This is a genomic window from Streptomyces sp. NPDC037054 (assembly GCF_055606745.1).
This window is the reverse complement of record NZ_JBVJSJ010000010.1, coordinates 168,244-184,249: the sequence shown is the minus strand read 5'-3', so window position 1 is coordinate 184,249 and position 16,006 is coordinate 168,244. Positions and strand designations below refer to the sequence as shown.

Here is a 16,006-nt window from a genome sequence, read left to right as displayed (position 1 = left end):
GCCGTCGTTTGGTGAACGGCCGGGGGCGGCGCCAAGTGCCCGGTGCGGGAAGCGAATCGGGCGGAAGGCGTCTTTCGGGGAGCTACTCGCCCACTTCGCCGTAGGCGGCGAGGAGGACGGCCGGGTCGGGTCCTTCGAGGACGGTGGGCTTGGCGAGGCCGTCCAGGACGATGAAGCGCAGCAGGTCGCCGCGGGACTTCTTGTCGACCTTCATGTTCTCCACGAGCTTGGGCCACTGGTCGTAGCGGTAGTGGAGGGGGAGCCCGACGGATTCGAGGATGGTGCGGTGGCGGTCGGCGGTGGCGTCGTCCAGGCGCCCCGCGAGGCGGCCCAGTTCGGCGGCGAAGTGCATGCCGACGGACACGGCGGCGCCGTGCCGCCACTTGTAGCGCTCGTTCTTCTCGATGGCGTGGCCGAGGGTGTGGCCGTAGTTGAGGATCTCCCGCAGGCCGGATTCCTTGAGGTCCGAGGAGACCACGTCGGCCTTGACCCGGATGGAACGCTCGATGAGTTCCGCGGTGTGCGGGCCGGCCGGGGTGCGGGCGGCCTCGGGGTCGGACTCGATGAGGTCCAGGATGGCCGGGTCGGCGATGAAGCCCGCCTTGATGACCTCGGCGAGGCCGGAGACGTAGTCGTTGACCGGGAGCGAGTCCAGCGCGGCCAGGTCGCACAGCACGCCCGCGGGCGGGTGGAAGGCGCCCACCAGGTTCTTGCCCTCGGCGGTGTTGATGCCGGTCTTGCCGCCGACCGCGGCGTCCACCATGGCCAGCACGGTCGTCGGGATCGCGATCCAGCGCACCCCGCGCAGCCAGGTCGCCGCCACGAAACCGGCCAGGTCCGTGGTGGCTCCGCCGCCGACGCCGACGATGACGTCGGTGCGCGTGAAGCCGGACTGGCCGAGCGCCTTCCAGCAGTACGCCGCGACCTCGGCCGTCTTGGCCTCCTCCGCGTTCGGCACCTGGATGGCGACCGCCTCGTAGCCCTGTCCGGTCAGGTCGGCGCGGAGGGCGTCGCCCGTCTCGGCCAGTGCCTCCGGGTGCACGATCGCGACCTTCTTGGCCTTCGGGCCGATCAGTCCCGCCAGTTCGCCCAGGAGCCGGCGGCCCACCAGGACCTCGTACGGGTCGGTGCCCGCCGTGCCGCCGACCTGGATCCGGGTGACTGCCTCGCTCATGCTTCCTTCAACTCCAGTGCGTCCAGGGCGGCTTGGGTGACCTCTTCGGGTGTGCGGCCGTCGGTGGGGACGACCGTGGTGGCGACCTCTTCGTAGAGGTGGCGGCGTGCCTCCATCAACTCGCGCCACTGCTTGCGCGGGTTCACGGCGAGCAGGGGCCGGGCCGCGTTCAGGCCGGTGCGCCTGACCGCCTCCTCGACGTCCATCGAGAGGTACACGACCCGGTGGCCCGCGAGGAGCGCGCGGGTGTCGGCGTCGAGGATCGCGCCGCCGCCCAGCGCGAGGACGCCGTCGTGTTCGGCGAGGGCCTGGTGCACCGCCTGCTTCTCGATGGCGCGGAAGGCGGGTTCGCCGTCGTCGACGAAGATGTCGGCGATGGCCCTGCCCTGGGCGGTCACGATGTCGTCGTCGGTGTCGCGGTAGGCGACGCCGAGACGGTCCGCGAGGAGCCGGCCGACGGTGGACTTGCCCACCCCCATCGGGCCGACCAGCACGACCAGCGGTGCCGGGCTCACCGGACGGCCAGGTTCTCGAGGTACGACGTGACGTTGCGGCGCGTCTCCACGACCGAGTCGCCGCCGAACTTCTCCGCCACCGCGTCCGCCAGCACCAGCGCCACCATCGCCTCCGCCACGATCCCGGCCGCCGGGACGGCGCACACGTCGGAGCGCTGGTGGTGGGCCTGCGCGGCCTCGCCGGTGACCACGTCCACCGTCCGCAGCGCGCGCGGCACGGTCGCGATCGGCTTCATCGCCGCACGCACCCGCAGCAGCTCACCGGTGGTCAGCCCGCCTTCGGTGCCGCCCGAGCGGCCGGTGGCGCGCTTGATGCCCTCGTCGGTGGTGAGGATCTCGTCGTGCGCCTTGGAGCCCGGCACCCGCGCCAGGTCGAAGCCGTCACCGACCTCGACGCCCTTGATCGCCTGGATGCCCATCAGCGCGGCGGCCAGCCGGGCGTCCAGGCGCCGGTCCCAGTGCACGTGGGAACCGAGGCCGACCGGGACGCCGTAGGCGAGGACCTCGACGACGCCGCCGAGGGTGTCGCCGTCCTTGTGGGCCTGGTCGATCTCCGCGACCATCGCCTTCGACGCGTCCTGGTCCAGACACCGCACCGGGTCCGCGTCCAGCCGCTCCACGTCCCCCGGGGTGGGGTAGACACCGTAGGGGGCCTTGGCCGCGGCCAGTTCCACGACGTGCGAGACGATCTCGATGCCGGCCGTCTCCTTCAAGTAGGACCGTGCCACCGCGCCCAGCGCCACGCGGGCCGCGGTCTCGCGGGCGGAGGCGCGTTCCAGGACCGGGCGGGCCTCGTCGAAGCCGTACTTCTGCATGCCCGCCAGATCCGCGTGACCGGGGCGGGGACGGGTCAGCGGCGCGTTGCGCGCGAGGCCGGCCAGGATCTCGGGGTCGACCGGGTCGGCCGCCATCACCTGCTCCCACTTCGGCCACTCGGTGTTGCCGACCATGACCGCGACCGGGGAACCCAGGGTCAGGCCGTGCCGGACACCGCCGAGGAAGGTGACCTCGTCCCGCTCGAACTTCATCCGCGCACCGCGCCCGTAGCCCAGCCGGCGCCTCGCCAAGTGGTCCGCCACCATCTCCGTGGTGATCGGCACGCCGGCGGGAAGGCCCTCCAGCGTCGCGACAAGTGCGGGACCGTGGGACTCCCCCGCGGTCAGCCAGCGCAACCTGCTCAACGGTGCTCCTCAGTGCTCGCGCCCCGGTAGTACTGCCCGTACGTGCGCGTGACCTCGCGCACGGCGACGGCTCGACCGGGTGCGCGGTCCCGGCCCGCCACCTCCGATCCTCCCACGTCCGGTGGCGCTGCCAGGCCGCCGGTCCATCTGGCGGACGGGCCGCCGGGTCAGGGCATACGGGCGGCGGCCGCCTTGATCGCCTCGCGGATGCGGACGTAGGTGCCGCAGCGGCAGACGTTCGCGATCTCGTCGATGTCGGCGTCGGTGGGGTTGCGGGTGCGCTTGAGCAGGGCGACGGCGGCCATGATCTGGCCGGGCTGGCAGTAGCCGCACTGCGCGACGTCGGTCTCCAGCCAGGCCTCCTGGACGGGGTGCAGGGTGTCGCCGTCGGCGAGGCCCTCGATGGTGGTGACCTCGCGGCCCGCGGCCTCGGCGACCGGGACGACGCACGGGTTGACGGCCTCGCCGTCGAGGTGGCTGGTGCAGGCCTTGCAGACGTTGATGCCGCAGCCGTACTTGGGGCCGCGGATGCCGAGCAGGTCGCGCAGCACCCACAGCAGGGGCAGGTCGTCGGGGGCGTCGACGGTGACGGTCTCCCCGTTCACGGTGAAGGTGTGGGACGGCATGACGGTGCGGGCTCCTCAGCGCGGGAAGGGTTCGAAGTCGACGTCGAAGTTGACCGGGAAGCGGCGCGGCCGGGTCCCGGTGGCCCGCGCGTAGGCGCCCGCGACGGCGCCGACCGCGGCGGGCAGGCCCAGCTCGCCCGCGCCGCCGGGCTCGCCGGTGCCGGGCATGACGAAGACCCGGGCGTCGAGAGGGCTGTCCTTCTGCCGCGCGTAGTGGAACTGCGAGTAGCTGCCCTCCAGTGGCAGGCCGCGCTCGATGTGCAGACCGGCGCGCAGGGTGGTGGCGATGGCGTCGGTGAGGCCGCCGAGCATCTGCGCCTCCAGGCCGCGCGGATTGACGACCCGGCCGACGTCCACGGCGATGACGGCCCGGACGACGCGCGGGTCGGCGGGGTCCGTGGCGTCGATCTCGACGAGGCAGGCCGTGCAGGACTTGTACTCGTCGTGGAAACCGATGCCCTGGGCGTGCCCGGCGGGCATGTCACGCCCCCACTCCCCCTCGCGGGCCGCCTTGTCGAGGACGGCGCGCTGCCGGTCGGTGCGCAGGTGGCGGCGCCGGAAGGCGACGGAGTCCGCGCCGAGCCGCCGCGCCAGTTCGTCGACGACGATCTCCTCGGCGCCGCGGCTGGTGGCCGAGTACACCGAGCGCCAGGAGCCGGTGGGCATCTTCAGCGGGATCTCGGTGAGGGAGTGCGAGGTGACGCCGAAGTTGTAGGGGGACTTCACGGTGAGCAGGAACTCGGACTGCGCGACGGTCTTGTTGGCGAGGCCGTCGGGGAGTTCGGCGGCGAAGGACGTGAGGACGTCGCCCATGCCGTGCCCGAAGTCGGTGCGCACGGCGGCCACCCGGTGGGTGAAGGTGAGGACCTCGCCGAGCAGGTGGGTGGCGCGGATGCGGTGGTGGGTGGCGGGGCGCATCCGGCCGTGCCGCATGTCGTCGGTGCGGGTCCACATCAGGCGTACGGGCCTGCCGGCCTTCTTGGACACCTTCGCTGCCTCCACGGCGCCGTCGTGGAAGAGGCGCCGGCCGAAGGAGCCACCGGACTGGGTGACGTGGACGGTGACCTTGTCCAGCGGGAGTCCGACGGCCTCGGCGACGGCCCGCTGGGCGGCGATCGGCGTCTTGAGCCCCGACCAGATCTCGGCGCGGTCGTCGCGCACGTCGGCGACGGCCGAGTTGGGTTCGAGCGGGGCGTGGCTGACGAAGGCGAAGTCGAACTCGGCGTCGACCACGGCGGCCGACAGCCCCGGCAGCGGCAGGGCGGGTACGGCGGCCCTGAGCCGGGCCCTGATGTCGTCGTCGGAGAGGTCGTCGACGGTGCCGGGTCCCCAGTCGACGTCGAGGGCGTCCTTGGCGGTGATGGCCTGCCCGAAGGTCTCGGCGACGACGGCGACACCGGTGTCCACGGTCACCACGTCGAGGACGCCCGGCATGGCGCGCACGGCGGCCGCGTTGCGCACGGACTCGACGGTGCCGTTGAGGGTGGGCGGGCGGCGCAGCACGCAGGGCTTGGCGCCGGGGACGTCGAGGTCGACGGCGTAGGCCAGCCTGCCGGTGACCATCGCGCGGGCGTCGACGCGGTTCGTGGGGGTGCCGACGAGGGTGTGCTCGGACTCCGGCTTGGGCGTCGCGGTGCCGGTGGCCAGGTCCCGGGAGGCGGCGTCCGCGGTGAGGTCGCCGTATCCGACGCTGTGCCCGTCGGGCGAGTGGACGACACCGTCGCGGACGGTGAGGGTGCCGGCGTCGGTGTTCCAGCGCCGGGCCGCGGCGGCGACGAGTCGGGCGCGTGCGGTGGCGGCGGTGCGCCGGACCGGGTCGTAGAGCGAGCGGACGGCGTTGGAGGCGCCGGTCATCTGGTTGAACAGCAGCTCGGGGCGGGCGTCTTCGAGGGTGACGCGGACCCGGTCGAGCGGTGTGTCGAGTTCTTCGGCGACGAGCATGGCCACCGCGGTGGTGAGTCCCTGGCCGCACTCCATGCGCGGCAGTCTCAGCTCGGCCGTGCCTTCTTCGTCGACGGTGAGCACCAGCATGTGCGCGGTGGGGGCGCCGGCCAGGATCAGGACGTCGCCGATGTCGAGCAGGTCGGCGGGCTGGGGCGGGGTGGGCACCACGGCCGCGGCCTCCCGCGCCCCGCCGACGGCCGTCTCGGTGGCCAGGGCCAGGGTGGGCGCGGCCACCAGGTAGGTGAGGAACCTCCGCCGGGAATGTGGGGTCATCGGGCGATGATCCCCAGGCGCCCGCCGCGCCCGCAATGGCCTGCCGAGGAGATTCAGCCGGTGTGCACGAGCTTCGTGCACACCGGTCACATCGTCACGTGCGGGTGGTCAACCGCGCTGGGCGTCGCCCGCGTTGGCCTGCGGCTGCGCGTACTGGCCCAGGTAGTCGGCACCGCTGCTCTGCTGCGCGGGCTGCGGCTGCGGCTGGGCGTACTGGCCCAGGTGGTCGGCGCCCCGGCCCTGCCCGTGCTGGGCGGCGGCGTGGATCGGCCGGCCGCTGCGCACGGCACGGCGGTGGGCGATCTTCCGCTTCAGTGAGACGCCCCAGTAGGCCACGAGCAGCGCCAGGATCAGACCGATGATGGTCATCTGGAGCCAGAAGGGCAGAAACCCCAGCACCGCCTCGAAGATCTGGGTCTTCCAGGACGCCAGGGTCACGCTTTCGGACATGGTCGGTTGTTCCCCTCCCCGTTCCGCCCCCTGCGGAACGGAGAGGATCTTAGCGTTCGGCGAGGGCGTGCTCGCCCGCTTTTCGCATGGCGTCCAGCGGTGCCGGGGCCCGCCCCGTCATCTGCTCGACCTGGAGCACCGCCTGGTGGACGAGCAGGTCGAGGCCGCTGACGACGGCGCCGCCGTAGGCCGACCAGCGCGCCGCGAGCGCAGTGGGCCAGGGGTCGTAGAGCACGTCGAAGAGGGTGGCGGGGCGTTCCGGGACGGCGGAGGACAGCGCGTCCGTCGCGCCGGCCGGGGTCGTCGCGATCACGAGCGGTGCGTGCAGGGCCCGTTCGGCGTCGGCCCAGTCGGCGGTGCGGACCTCGACGTCGAGCCGTTCGCCCCACTGCCGCATCTCGGCGGCGCGTGTCTCGCTGCGGACGTAGGCGACGACCTCGCCGGTGCAGATCCGGGCGAGCGCGGCCAGCGCGGAGGAGGCGGTGGCGCCGGCGCCGAGGATCGCGGCCGAGTCGACCTGTTCGATGCCGCGTTCGCGCAGGGCGGCGATCATGCCGGGGATGTCGGTGTTGTCGCCGACGCGGCGGCCGTCCCCGGTGAACACCACGGTGTTGACCGCCTCGACCGAGGCCGCCGTCCCGCTGACCTCGTCGAGCAGCGGGATCACGGCGCGCTTGAGCGGCATCGTCAGCGACAGCCCGGCCCACTCGGGACCGAGCTCCGCCAGGAAGCCGGGCAGCGCGGCCTCGTCCACCTCGAAGCGGTCGTACGACCAGCCCGTCAGGCCCAGTTCCTCGTAGGCGGTGCGGTGCAGCACCGGGGAGAGGGAGTGGGCGATGGGCGAACCGAGCACGGCGGCCCGGCGGGCGTCAGTTGCCCGAGCTCTCATTGAACTTTTCCTTGAGCTTCAGGAATTCGTCGTGGGTCCGGGCGAACTCGGTCTTGTGGGCACCGTCGGTCGCCACGAAGTAGATCCAGCCTTCGCTGGTCGGGTTCAGCGCCGCCTTCAGCGCGTCCTCACCGGGGTTGCCGATCGGTCCGGGCGGCAGGCCCTTGTTGGTGTAGGTGTTGTACGGGTCCGGGTTGCTGTTGATCTCGGACTCGCTGATGTTGATGTTGCTCTGGCCCTTCAGGTAGTTGAAGGTCGAGTCGAACTGGAGCAGTTGGTTGGTCTCGGTGTTGGTGGGCTTGAGGCGGTTGTAGACCACCTCGGCCATCTTCCGGAAGTCGTCGTGCGTCTTGCCCTCGGCCTGCACGAGGCTGGCGACGGTGACGAGTTCGAGCGGGTTGTCCAGCTTGAGGCCCTTGGCCTTGGCGGACAGCTCGTACGCGAGGTACTTCTTCTTCGCCTGGGCGACCATGTCCTTCAGGACCGTCTCGGGCTTCATGCCCTCGGCCGCCGGATAGGTGCCCGGCCAGAGGAAACCCTCCAGCGGGTCCTTTATGTCGCCGTCGTTGTTGGCCCACTCGGGCAGGCCGAGGGTCTTGAACTTGGACTCGGCGACCTTCTCGGTGCTGCCGTCGGACAGGCCGAGCTTCTCGTCGATGGCCTTGTAGACCTGGACGTTGCGCTGGCCCGGCGTGACCATGACGTTGTTCTGGCTCTTGGGGTCGAGCATCAGCGCGACCGCGCTCTCGGCGGACATCCGCTTGTTCAGCAGGTAGGCACCGGCCTGGATGCTCTTGCCGTCGGGGTTCTGCGCCTGGGCGGCCACGAAGGCGTCGACGCTCTTGACGACGCCGGCCTCCTTCAGCCGCCGGCCGATGTCGTAGCCGCTCGCGCCCTTGGGGATCTGGACGGTCACGGCCTGGCCGGTGCCGTCGCCCGCGTAGTCCGGGGCGTCACCGAAACGATTCTGGTAGAACTGGAAGCCAAAGTAGCCAACTCCGGCGATTCCCCCACCGAACACCGCGAGGACCACCAGGCAGGCGCAGCCGTTGCGGCGCTTCTTGCCCTTGCCGCCGCGGCCCCGGCCGCGTCCGGGCCGGTCCCTGTCGTCGCCGTGGTCGTCGGCACCGTCGTCGTCATCGCCGCCGCCCGCGAAGAAGGCGTGCTCGCCCTGGTCGGGGCCGGGGTCCCAGTCCGTGCGCGGTTCGGGCTCGGCCTGCCTGCGGCTCGGCGGCTCGGGCGGCGGATAGGCCTCGGGGTTGCCGTAGTAGTCGGACTGGTCGCCGCCGTACGCGGCGCTCTGCCCGCCGTAGGGGTCCGCGGGGTCGGGGTACGGGACCTGCGGGTGGCCGCCGGTGCCCCAGGCGTCGCCGTCGTACTGCGGGTGCTGCTGGGGTGCGGCCGGGTACTGCTGCTGGTCGTACTGCCGGCCCCACTCGTCGTACTGCGGCTGCGGCTGCTGCTGCGGGTAGTGCTGCGGCTGGCCGCCGTAAGGGGACTGCTGACCGACCTGGGCCTGCTGTCCTGTCCATCCGCCGTCCCCGTACAACGGGTCGTCCGGATGCCACGGTTCGGAGCCTGGGCCCCGGCCATACTCAGTCATCGATCCCCTAGAGCCGCGAGGCGGCGGTCGCACGGTGTGCAGCCCCGGCTTCCGTCCCGCCTCTCTTTGTGCGGCGGCTGTTCGAACACCGCCGCATCGCGCGGAACGTTACCGTATCGCGATCAGATGACCACTTCGACGCCCTCGCCGGGTGCTTTGCCTGACACCCGTTCGGATTCCAGCGCCTGCTGCAGGATGATGACCGCGGCCGCCTGGTCGATCACGGAGCGGCCCTTCTTGGACCGTACGCCGGAGGCGCGCAGCCCTTGAGTGGCCGTCACCGTCGTCATGCGTTCGTCCACGAGTCTCACCGGAACCGGCGCGATCATGCGTGCGAGTTCCTGGGCGAAGCCGCGGACCTTGACGGCGGCCGGGCCCTCGCCCCCCTTGAGGGAGCGGGGGAGGCCGACGACGACCTCGATGGGCTCGTACTCCTCGACCAGTTGCCTCAGCCGGCGGTGCGCGGCGGGGACGTCCCGGCCGGGGACGGTCTCGACGGGGGTGGCGAGGATCCCGTCGGGGTCGCAGGAGGCGACCCCGATACGGGCGTCCCCGACGTCGATCGCCAGGCGGCGGCCGCGGCGCATCGCCGGGCCGGCCGCCTGGTCGTGCCGCTGCGGTCCGCTCACTTGGCGGTGTCCGCCACGAGCCGCTCGACGGCGTCGACGGCGTCGCCGATGGCGGCCGGGTTCTGGCCGCCGCCCTGGGCGACGTCCGGCTTGCCGCCTCCGCCGCCGCCGAGCGTCTTGGCGGCGGTGCGGACCAGGTCGCCGGCCTTGAGGCCGCGCTCGCGGGCGGCCTCGTTGGTGGCGATGACCGTCAGCGGCTTGCCGTTCACCGTGGTGAACAGGGCGACGACGGCGGCCCGGCCGCCCTGGATGCGGCCGCGCACGTCGAGGACCAGCTTGCGCAGGTCGTCGGCGGTCGTGCCGTCCGGCACCTGGCCGGTCACCAGGGCAACGCCGCGTACGTCCTTGGCGGACTCGGCGAGACCGGCGGCGGCCTGGAGGACCTTCTCGGCGCGGAACTTCTCGATCTCCTTCTCGGCGTCCTTCAGCTTGCCGAGCATGGCGGAGACCTTCTCCGGGAGCTCCTCCGGGCGGCCCTTGATCAGCTCCTGGAGCTGGGCGACGACCGTGTGCTCACGGGCCAGGAAGTTGTAGGCGTCGACGCCGACGAGGGCCTCGATACGGCGCACGCCGGAGCCGATGGAGGACTCGCCGAGCAGCTTCACCAGGCCGAGCTGGGCGGTGTTGTGCACGTGCGTGCCGCCGCACAGCTCCTTGGAGAAGTCGCCGATGGTCACGACGCGGACGCGCTCGCCGTACTTCTCGCCGAACTCGGCGATGGCGCCCTGCTTCTTGGCCTCCTCGATGCCCATGACGTCGGCGCGCACGTCGAGGTCGCGGGCGAGCACCTCGTTGATCTTCTGCTCGACGTCGGTCATGACCGTCTGCGGCACGGCGGACGGGGAGCCGAAGTCGAAGCGGAAGCGGCCGGGCTGGTTCTCGGAACCGGCCTGGGCGGCCGTCGGGCCGAGGGCGTCGCGCAGGGCCTGGTGGGTCAGGTGGGTGGCCGAGTGGGCGCGGGCGATGGCCTTGCGGCGGCGGTCGTCGATCGAGGCCTGGGCCTTGGCTCCGACGGTGACCTCGCCGACCTGGACGACGCCCTTGTGGACGTACACGCCCGGCACCGGCTTCTGGCAGTCGCGGACGTCGATGACGGCGCCGGAGTCCGCCTTGATGCGGCCGGTGTCGCCGATCTGGCCGCCGCCCTCGGCGTAGAACGGGGTGCGGTCGAGGACGATCTCGACCTCGTCGCCCTCGGTCGCGGCCGGCGAGGAGACGCCGTTGACGAGGATGCCGACGACGGTCGACTCGCCCTCGGTGTCTGTGTACCCGATGAACTCGGTCTCGCCGGCGCTGTCGGCGATCTCCCGGTAGGCGCCCATGTCGGCGTGCCCGGTCTTCTTGGACTGGGCGTCGGCCTTGGCGCGCTCCCGCTGCTCCTTCATCAGGCGGCGGAAGCCGTCCTCGTCGACCTTCAGGCCCTGCTCGGCGGCCATCTCCAGGGTGAGGTCGATCGGGAAGCCCCACGTGTCGTGGAGCAGGAAGGCCTTGTCGCCGGGCAGCACGGTGGAACCGGAGGCCTTGGTCTCGGCGACGGCGGTGTCCAGGACGTTCGTACCGGCGTTGAGGGTCTTGAGGAAGCGGGCCTCCTCGGCGAGGGCGACCTTCTCGATGCGCTCGCGGTCGGTGATCAGCTCCGGGTACTGCTGCCCCATCATGCCGATCACGACGTCGATGAGGTCCTTGACGACCGGGCCGGTGGCGCCGAGCAGGCGCATGTTGCGGATGGCGCGGCGCATGATGCGGCGCAGCACGTAGCCGCGGCCCTCGTTGCCGGGGGTGACGCCGTCGCCGATGAGCATCGTGGCGGTGCGCATGTGGTCGGTGACGACGCGCAGGGACACGTCCGAGTCGTGGGCGTCGCCGTAGCGGACGCCGGTCAGCTCGGTGGCCTTGTCGATGACGGCCATGGAGGTGTCGATCTCGTACATGTTCTGCACGCCCTGCAGAATCATGGCGAGCCGCTCGAGGCCGAGGCCGGTGTCGATGTTCTTGCTCGGCAGGTCCCCGAGGATCTCGAAGTTGTCCTTGCCGATGCCCTCGCCCCGCTCGTACTGCATGAAGACGAGGTTCCAGATCTCCACGTACCGCTCGTCGTTGACGGCGGGGCCGCCCTCGGCGCCGAACTCGGGGCCGCGGTCGTAGTTGATCTCGGAGCAGGGGCCGCACGGGCCGGGGACGCCCATGGACCAGTAGTTGTCCTTCATGCCCAGGCGCTGGATGCGCTCCTTGGGCACGCCGACGACCTCGTGCCAGATGCGCTCGGCCTCGTCGTCGTCCTTGTAGACGGTGATCCACAGGCGCTCGGGGTCGAGGCCGTAACCGCCCTTGTCCTGAGGGCTGGTGAGCAGCTCCCAGGCGAGCTTGATGGCGCCTTCCTTGAAGTAGTCGCCGAAGGAGAAGTTGCCGCACATCTGGAAGAACGTGCCGTGCCGCGTGGTCTTGCCGACCTCTTCGATGTCGGGGGTGCGCACGCACTTCTGCACGCTGGTGGCGCGGTCGAACGGCGGCTTGACCTCGCCCAGGAAGTAGGGCTTGAAGGGCACCATGCCGGCCGGGACGAGCAGCAGAGTCGGGTCGTCCGCGATGAGCGACGCCGAAGGGACGACGGTGTGCCCGCGCTCCTCGAAGAAGCTCAGCCAGCGGCGGCGGATCTCGGCCGACTCCATCAGTGGTCCTCATTCCGGTTGTACGAGTACGTCGTCCTGTCGATGTACTTCGCGGTCGTCTTCGGGGTGTTGCGGTTCTCGATGGCCGTGTAGTGCCGGACCTCCGGCAGTTCACGGTCGACGGGGGCGTTCAGCCCGAGCGCGTCGTCCAGTTCGGCCTCGCGCTGCGCCATGTTGTCGCGGACGTCGAGCGCGAAGCCGACCGCGCGGTCCTTGAGCCGGTGACCGGCCTCGATCGCCTTGTTGGCCGCGGTCACGGCCAGGTGCTCGGGGGTCAGTTGCTTCAGCTTGCGGTTGACCTTGGTGGTGGCCCACACACCGGTGGCGACACCTGTGGTGAACCAGAACGTACGGCGGAACATATGTGGGATCAGCCCTTCTTCCGCTTCGTCCGCCGCGCGGTCGGCACCGTACGGCCCACGATCACGGTACGCCTCGACGCCTTCGCGGGTGCGTCCTCCTCGCGGCGGCCGGCGATGGCCTTGCGCACGCCGTAGCCGAAGGCCGCGACCTTGACCAGCGGGCCGCCGAACGTGGAGGCGACGGTGGTGGACAGCGCCGAGGCGTTGGAGGTGACCTCCTGCACGTCGGTGGCGATCGCGTCGACCCGGTCGATCTGGGTCTGCGCGGAGCGCACCGCCGAGGAGGCGTCCGCCAGCAGCGGGACCGCCTGGTCGGTCACGTCCGCCACGAGCTTGGTGGTCGCTCTGAGCGTCTGGGCCAGCCTCGCCAGCGCGACGGCGAGGAAGGAGACCAGGATCGCCCAGAACACGGCCACCAGGATTCCGGCCACCTCTCCACCGGACACTGTGTGCCACCCGCTCCCTGAAAACGTGCCTGAACATCGAGAAAGTCGTGCACCGAGCCTATCGCGCCGGGCGCGGGGGTCCGTACCGCATTACCGTCGGCGGCGGGCGGCGGGAAGCGATTGTACGGACCGAATTCGCTTCAGTACGCTCCGTGTCCCATGCGGGATCATCGGCGCGGCGGCACCTCCGCGGACGGCAATCTGCCCCTGGAACTGGACGCCTTCGTGGGGCGGGCGGCTGAACTGGCCGAGCTTTCCCGGGCCCTGGAGGACGCGCGGCTGGTGACGGTGACGGGCATGGGCGGGGTCGGCAAGTCGCGCCTCGCGGTGCACGCGGCGGCGAAGTCCGCGCCGCCGGACGGGGTGTGGCGGGCGGAGCTGGCGCCGGTGCGTGACCCGGCGTTCGTCGACCACGCGGTGGTGGCGGCCCTCGGCCTGACGGACCACACCACGCGAGGGCCCCGCGAGACGCTGGTCGAGCATCTCGCCGGACGCCGCTCGCTGCTGGTCCTCGACGGCTTCGAGCACCTGGTGGACCGGTGCGCGGCGCTGGTGACGGAACTGCTGCACCGGGTGCCGGGGCTGCGGATCCTGGCGGTGGCGCGGCGGGCGCTGGCCGTGGCCGGGGAGCGGCTGGTCCCGCTGGCGCCGCTGGGCGAGGACGAGGCGGTCGAGCTGTTCAGGGTCCGGGCGGAGCAGCAGGGCATCACGGTCGGCGACGGCCCCGAGGTGCGGGAGGTGTGCCGGCGCCTGGAGGGCATTCCGCTGGCGATCGAACTGGCGGCGGGTCGGCTCGGGGCGCTGTCCCCCGCGCAGTTGCTGGAGCGGCTGGACGACCGGTTCCGGCTGCTGACGGGCGGCGGCCGGGACGCCCTGCCCCGGCACCAGGCGCTGCGCACGGCGATCGGCTGGAGCCACGAGCTGTGCACCGCGGAGGAACGGCTGCTGTGGGCGCGGCTGTCGGTGTTCGCCGGCCCGGTCGACCTGGAGGCAGCCGAGTACGTGTGCAGCGGCGACGGGCTGGCCGCCGAGGACGTGCTGGACGTGCTGGGCGCGCTGCTCGCGCAGTCGGTGGTGACGCGCGAGGAGGGTCCGGCGGGCGTGCGGTACCGCATGCTCGACACGGTGCGGGCGTACGGCGCCCAGTGGCTGGAGGCGGCCGGTGACGCGGAGCGGATGCGCCGGCGGCACCGCGACTGGTGCGTGGGCCTCGCGACCTGGTGCGAGCTGGAGTGGTTCTCGCCGCGTCAGGGCGAGGTGGCGGCGAGCATCGAGGCGGAGCTGCCGAACGTGCGGGCGGCGCTGGAGTTCTGTCTGTCCGACCCGGAGGAGGCGCATCTCGGCCAGTACCTGGCGGGCACCCTGTGGTTCGTGTGGGTGGGCTGCGGTCGGCTGTCGGAGGGCCGGCACTGGCTGGAGCAGGCGGCCCGGCTGGACTCGGGCAACGACCAGGCCCGGCTGAAGGCGCTGTGGGTGCTCGGCTATGTGGCGATCCTCCAGGGCGACACCGGACTGGCGATGGCGGCGCTCCAGGAGTGCCGCGCGGAGGCGGAGCGGTTCGCGAGCGAGACGGCGGTGGCGTACGCGGAGCACCGCACGGGCTGTCTGGCGCTGATCACGGACGACATGGCGCGGGCGGAGACGCTGCTGCGGGCGGCGCTGGAGCGCTACCGGCGGATCGGCGAGCTGAACAGCAACGTGCTGATGGGCCAGGTGGAGCTGGCGATGACGCGCGCGTTCCAGGGCGATCTGCCGGACGCGGTGCGCCTGTGCGAGGACGTGCGCCGGGTGTGCGAGGACCACGGCGAGCGGTGGGCGCGGGCGTACGCCCTGTACGTGCTGGCGTACGCGGCCTGGCACGAGGGCGATCTGGAGCGGGCCCGGGAACTGCTGCGCGACTGCCTGTCGGACGCGCATTCCTTCCACGACCTGCTCGGCTCGGTGCTGGCGGTGGAGCTGGTGGCGCTGGTGACGGCGGCGGAGGGCGACGCGGCGGAGGCGGCGGTGCTCCAGGGCGCGGCGGGGCGGATGTGGCCGTCGGTGGGTCTGCCGCTGTTCGGCTCGGCGTACTTCAACGCGCCGCACGAGCTGTGCGAGGCGATGGCCCGCGAAGGGCTGGGCGACGCCCGGTACGAGGAGTGCGTGGCGCAGGGGGCGCGGCTCGGTCGGCGGGAGGCGGTGGCGCGGGCGCTGGTGCGGCGGCGGGCGGCGCTGGACGCGCTGCCGGCTCAGCGGGGGGCGACCGCGCGGGAGCCCCGGCCGGCGGCGCCGCGCACGCAGCAGCCCGCCGCCTCGCCCACCTCTAAGGGCGGGGAGACGGCGGGCTGAAGTACCGCTGGGGTGACTACGTCCGCAGGATCAGCGGGCGTAGTACTCGACGACGAGCTGCTCGTCGCAGATCACCGGGATCTCCTTGCGGTTCGGCTCGCGGTCCAGGCGGAACGCCAGGGCCTTGAGGTTCACCTGGAGGTAGCGCGGGGTCTCGCCGTCGGGGGCGAAGCCGCCTTCACGGGCGATCGTGAAGAGGGTCTTCTCCTTGCTGCGGTCGCGGACCTGGACGACATCGTCGGGACGGACGACGAAGGACGGCTTGTCGACCTTCTTGCCGTTGACCTGGATGTGGCCGTGGACGACCATCTGGCGGGCCTGGTAGATCGTGCGGGCGATGCCCGAACGCAGGACCAGCGCGTCGAGGCGCTTCTCCAGCTCCACGATCAGGGCCTCACCGGTCTTGCCCTGGACCTTGGACGCACGCTCGTAGGCGCGGACCAGCTGACGCTCGGAGATGTCGTACTGGGCGCGCAGACGCTGCTTCTCGAGCAGACGGACCTTGTAGTCCGAGTTCTGCTTGCGGCCGCGGCCGTGCTCGCCCGGCGGGTAGGGGCGGGCCTCGAAGTACTTGACGGCCTTCGGGGTCAGCGCGATGCCGAGGGCACGCGACTTCTTGACCTTGGGGCGGGACTGGTTCGCCACTTCTGTTCCTTTTCTCAATTCGGCTGCCTCAGGGTTACGGGAGGTCGCATCCGCAGCCGGGGGATTCCCGACGGGTCCGCGGGGGACGAGTCGGGCAGCCGTTTCCCTGGCTGGGCACATACGTGCAGCACACGAACGGCCCACCGACCGGTCCCGGGACTCCGGGTGGTGGTGGGCTGCCCGCGACACCTACGACGGTGCGCGACGCTCCTGGATCGAAAGATCCGGCTGGATGTCCCGCCTGAGGCGCCGACCGGAGCCGGACACGGGAC

At 71.8% G+C, this 16,006-nt stretch carries 14 protein-coding genes; 1 reads left to right on the top strand and 13 read right to left on the bottom strand.

Annotated elements, in window-relative coordinates; genetic code table 11:
* Positions 1–82 precede the first annotated feature (82 nt).
* From aroB to ACZ7D7_RS24035, 12 genes are all read right to left on the bottom strand, one after another.
* On the bottom strand, positions 83–1,174 hold the full coding sequence (gene aroB / locus ACZ7D7_RS24090; RefSeq protein WP_470826866.1) for a 3-dehydroquinate synthase: 1,092 nt from the start codon (positions 1,172–1,174) through the stop codon (positions 83–85).
* A complete protein-coding gene (locus ACZ7D7_RS24085) occupies positions 1,171–1,653 on the bottom strand; it encodes a shikimate kinase (RefSeq protein WP_470827002.1) in 483 nt (160 codons plus the stop codon). Before ACZ7D7_RS24085 ends, aroB begins: the two co-directional genes overlap by 4 nt.
* 32 nt (positions 1,654–1,685) lie before the next feature.
* Positions 1,686–2,870 (bottom strand): chorismate synthase, encoded by a 1,185-nt coding sequence (gene aroC / locus ACZ7D7_RS24080; protein ID WP_470826526.1) that lies wholly within the window; start codon positions 2,868–2,870, stop codon positions 1,686–1,688.
* A gap of 167 nt (positions 2,871–3,037) precedes the next feature.
* Positions 3,038–3,496 (bottom strand): (2Fe-2S)-binding protein, encoded by a 459-nt coding sequence (locus ACZ7D7_RS24075; protein ID WP_470826864.1) that lies wholly within the window; start codon positions 3,494–3,496, stop codon positions 3,038–3,040.
* 15 nt (positions 3,497–3,511) lie between these two features.
* Positions 3,512–5,713 carry a xanthine dehydrogenase family protein molybdopterin-binding subunit gene (locus ACZ7D7_RS24070; RefSeq protein ID WP_470826863.1) on the bottom strand — a complete coding sequence of 734 codons (2,202 nt, stop codon included), beginning with the start codon at positions 5,711–5,713 and terminating at the stop codon, positions 3,512–3,514.
* 108 nt (positions 5,714–5,821) lie between these two features.
* The gene (locus tag ACZ7D7_RS24065) at positions 5,822–6,163 is read right to left on the bottom strand and encodes a hypothetical protein (RefSeq protein WP_470826861.1); all 342 of its coding nucleotides are present in this window, start codon (positions 6,161–6,163) and stop codon (positions 5,822–5,824) included.
* Between the two features lie 49 nt (positions 6,164–6,212).
* On the bottom strand, positions 6,213–7,052 hold the full coding sequence (locus ACZ7D7_RS24060; RefSeq protein WP_470826860.1) for a shikimate dehydrogenase: 840 nt from the start codon (positions 7,050–7,052) through the stop codon (positions 6,213–6,215).
* Positions 7,033–8,655 (bottom strand): endolytic transglycosylase MltG, encoded by a 1,623-nt coding sequence (mltG, locus tag ACZ7D7_RS24055; RefSeq protein ID WP_470826859.1) that lies wholly within the window; start codon positions 8,653–8,655, stop codon positions 7,033–7,035. The genes ACZ7D7_RS24060 and mltG overlap by 20 nt, the downstream gene beginning before the upstream one ends.
* A gap of 122 nt (positions 8,656–8,777) precedes the next feature.
* Positions 8,778–9,242, bottom strand: coding sequence for a Holliday junction resolvase RuvX (gene ruvX, locus ACZ7D7_RS24050; protein ID WP_470827001.1), 465 nt, complete (start codon positions 9,240–9,242; stop codon positions 8,778–8,780).
* A gap of 38 nt (positions 9,243–9,280) precedes the next feature.
* The gene (gene alaS / locus ACZ7D7_RS24045) at positions 9,281–11,953 is read right to left on the bottom strand and encodes an alanine--tRNA ligase (RefSeq protein ID WP_470826857.1); all 2,673 of its coding nucleotides are present in this window, start codon (positions 11,951–11,953) and stop codon (positions 9,281–9,283) included.
* Complete coding sequence (locus ACZ7D7_RS24040) at positions 11,953–12,315, bottom strand: hypothetical protein (protein WP_470826856.1); 363 nt, start codon at positions 12,313–12,315, stop codon at positions 11,953–11,955. Before ACZ7D7_RS24040 ends, alaS begins: the two co-directional genes overlap by 1 nt.
* An 8-nt stretch (positions 12,316–12,323) precedes the next feature.
* Complete coding sequence (locus ACZ7D7_RS24035; protein WP_470826854.1) at positions 12,324–12,761, bottom strand: DUF948 domain-containing protein; 438 nt, start codon at positions 12,759–12,761, stop codon at positions 12,324–12,326.
* A gap of 159 nt (positions 12,762–12,920) precedes the next feature.
* Between ACZ7D7_RS24035 and ACZ7D7_RS24030 the strand changes: the two genes are divergently transcribed.
* The gene (locus ACZ7D7_RS24030) at positions 12,921–15,089 is read left to right on the top strand and encodes an ATP-binding protein (protein WP_470826852.1); all 2,169 of its coding nucleotides are present in this window, start codon (positions 12,921–12,923) and stop codon (positions 15,087–15,089) included.
* Between the two features lie 30 nt (positions 15,090–15,119).
* On the opposite strand, the gene rpsD is transcribed toward ACZ7D7_RS24030, so the two are convergent.
* Positions 15,120–15,734 (bottom strand): 30S ribosomal protein S4, encoded by a 615-nt coding sequence (rpsD, locus tag ACZ7D7_RS24025; protein ID WP_029383113.1) that lies wholly within the window; start codon positions 15,732–15,734, stop codon positions 15,120–15,122.
* Positions 15,735–16,006 lie beyond the last annotated feature (272 nt).

Coding starts and splice junctions, on each gene's coding strand:
- aroB (WP_470826866.1), bottom strand. CDS start 1,174: ATGAGCGAGGCAGTCACCCGGATCCAGGTCGGCGGCACGGCGGGCACC.
- ACZ7D7_RS24085 (WP_470827002.1), bottom strand. CDS start 1,653: ATGGGGGTGGGCAAGTCCACCGTCGGCCGGCTCCTCGCGGACCGTCTC.
- ACZ7D7_RS24075 (WP_470826864.1), bottom strand. CDS start 3,496: ATGCCGTCCCACACCTTCACCGTGAACGGGGAGACCGTCACCGTCGAC.
- ACZ7D7_RS24070 (WP_470826863.1), bottom strand. CDS start 5,713: ATGACCCCACATTCCCGGCGGAGGTTCCTCACCTACCTGGTGGCCGCG.
- ACZ7D7_RS24065 (WP_470826861.1), bottom strand. CDS start 6,163: ATGTCCGAAAGCGTGACCCTGGCGTCCTGGAAGACCCAGATCTTCGAG.
- ACZ7D7_RS24060 (WP_470826860.1), bottom strand. CDS start 7,052: ATGAGAGCTCGGGCAACTGACGCCCGCCGGGCCGCCGTGCTCGGTTCG.
- mltG (WP_470826859.1), bottom strand. CDS start 8,655: ATGACTGAGTATGGCCGGGGCCCAGGCTCCGAACCGTGGCATCCGGAC.
- ruvX (WP_470827001.1), bottom strand. CDS start 9,242: ATGCGCCGCGGCCGCCGCCTGGCGATCGACGTCGGGGACGCCCGTATC.
- alaS (WP_470826857.1), bottom strand. CDS start 11,953: ATGGAGTCGGCCGAGATCCGCCGCCGCTGGCTGAGCTTCTTCGAGGAG.
- ACZ7D7_RS24040 (WP_470826856.1), bottom strand. CDS start 12,315: ATGTTCCGCCGTACGTTCTGGTTCACCACAGGTGTCGCCACCGGTGTG.
- ACZ7D7_RS24030 (WP_470826852.1), top strand. CDS start 12,921: ATGCGGGATCATCGGCGCGGCGGCACCTCCGCGGACGGCAATCTGCCC.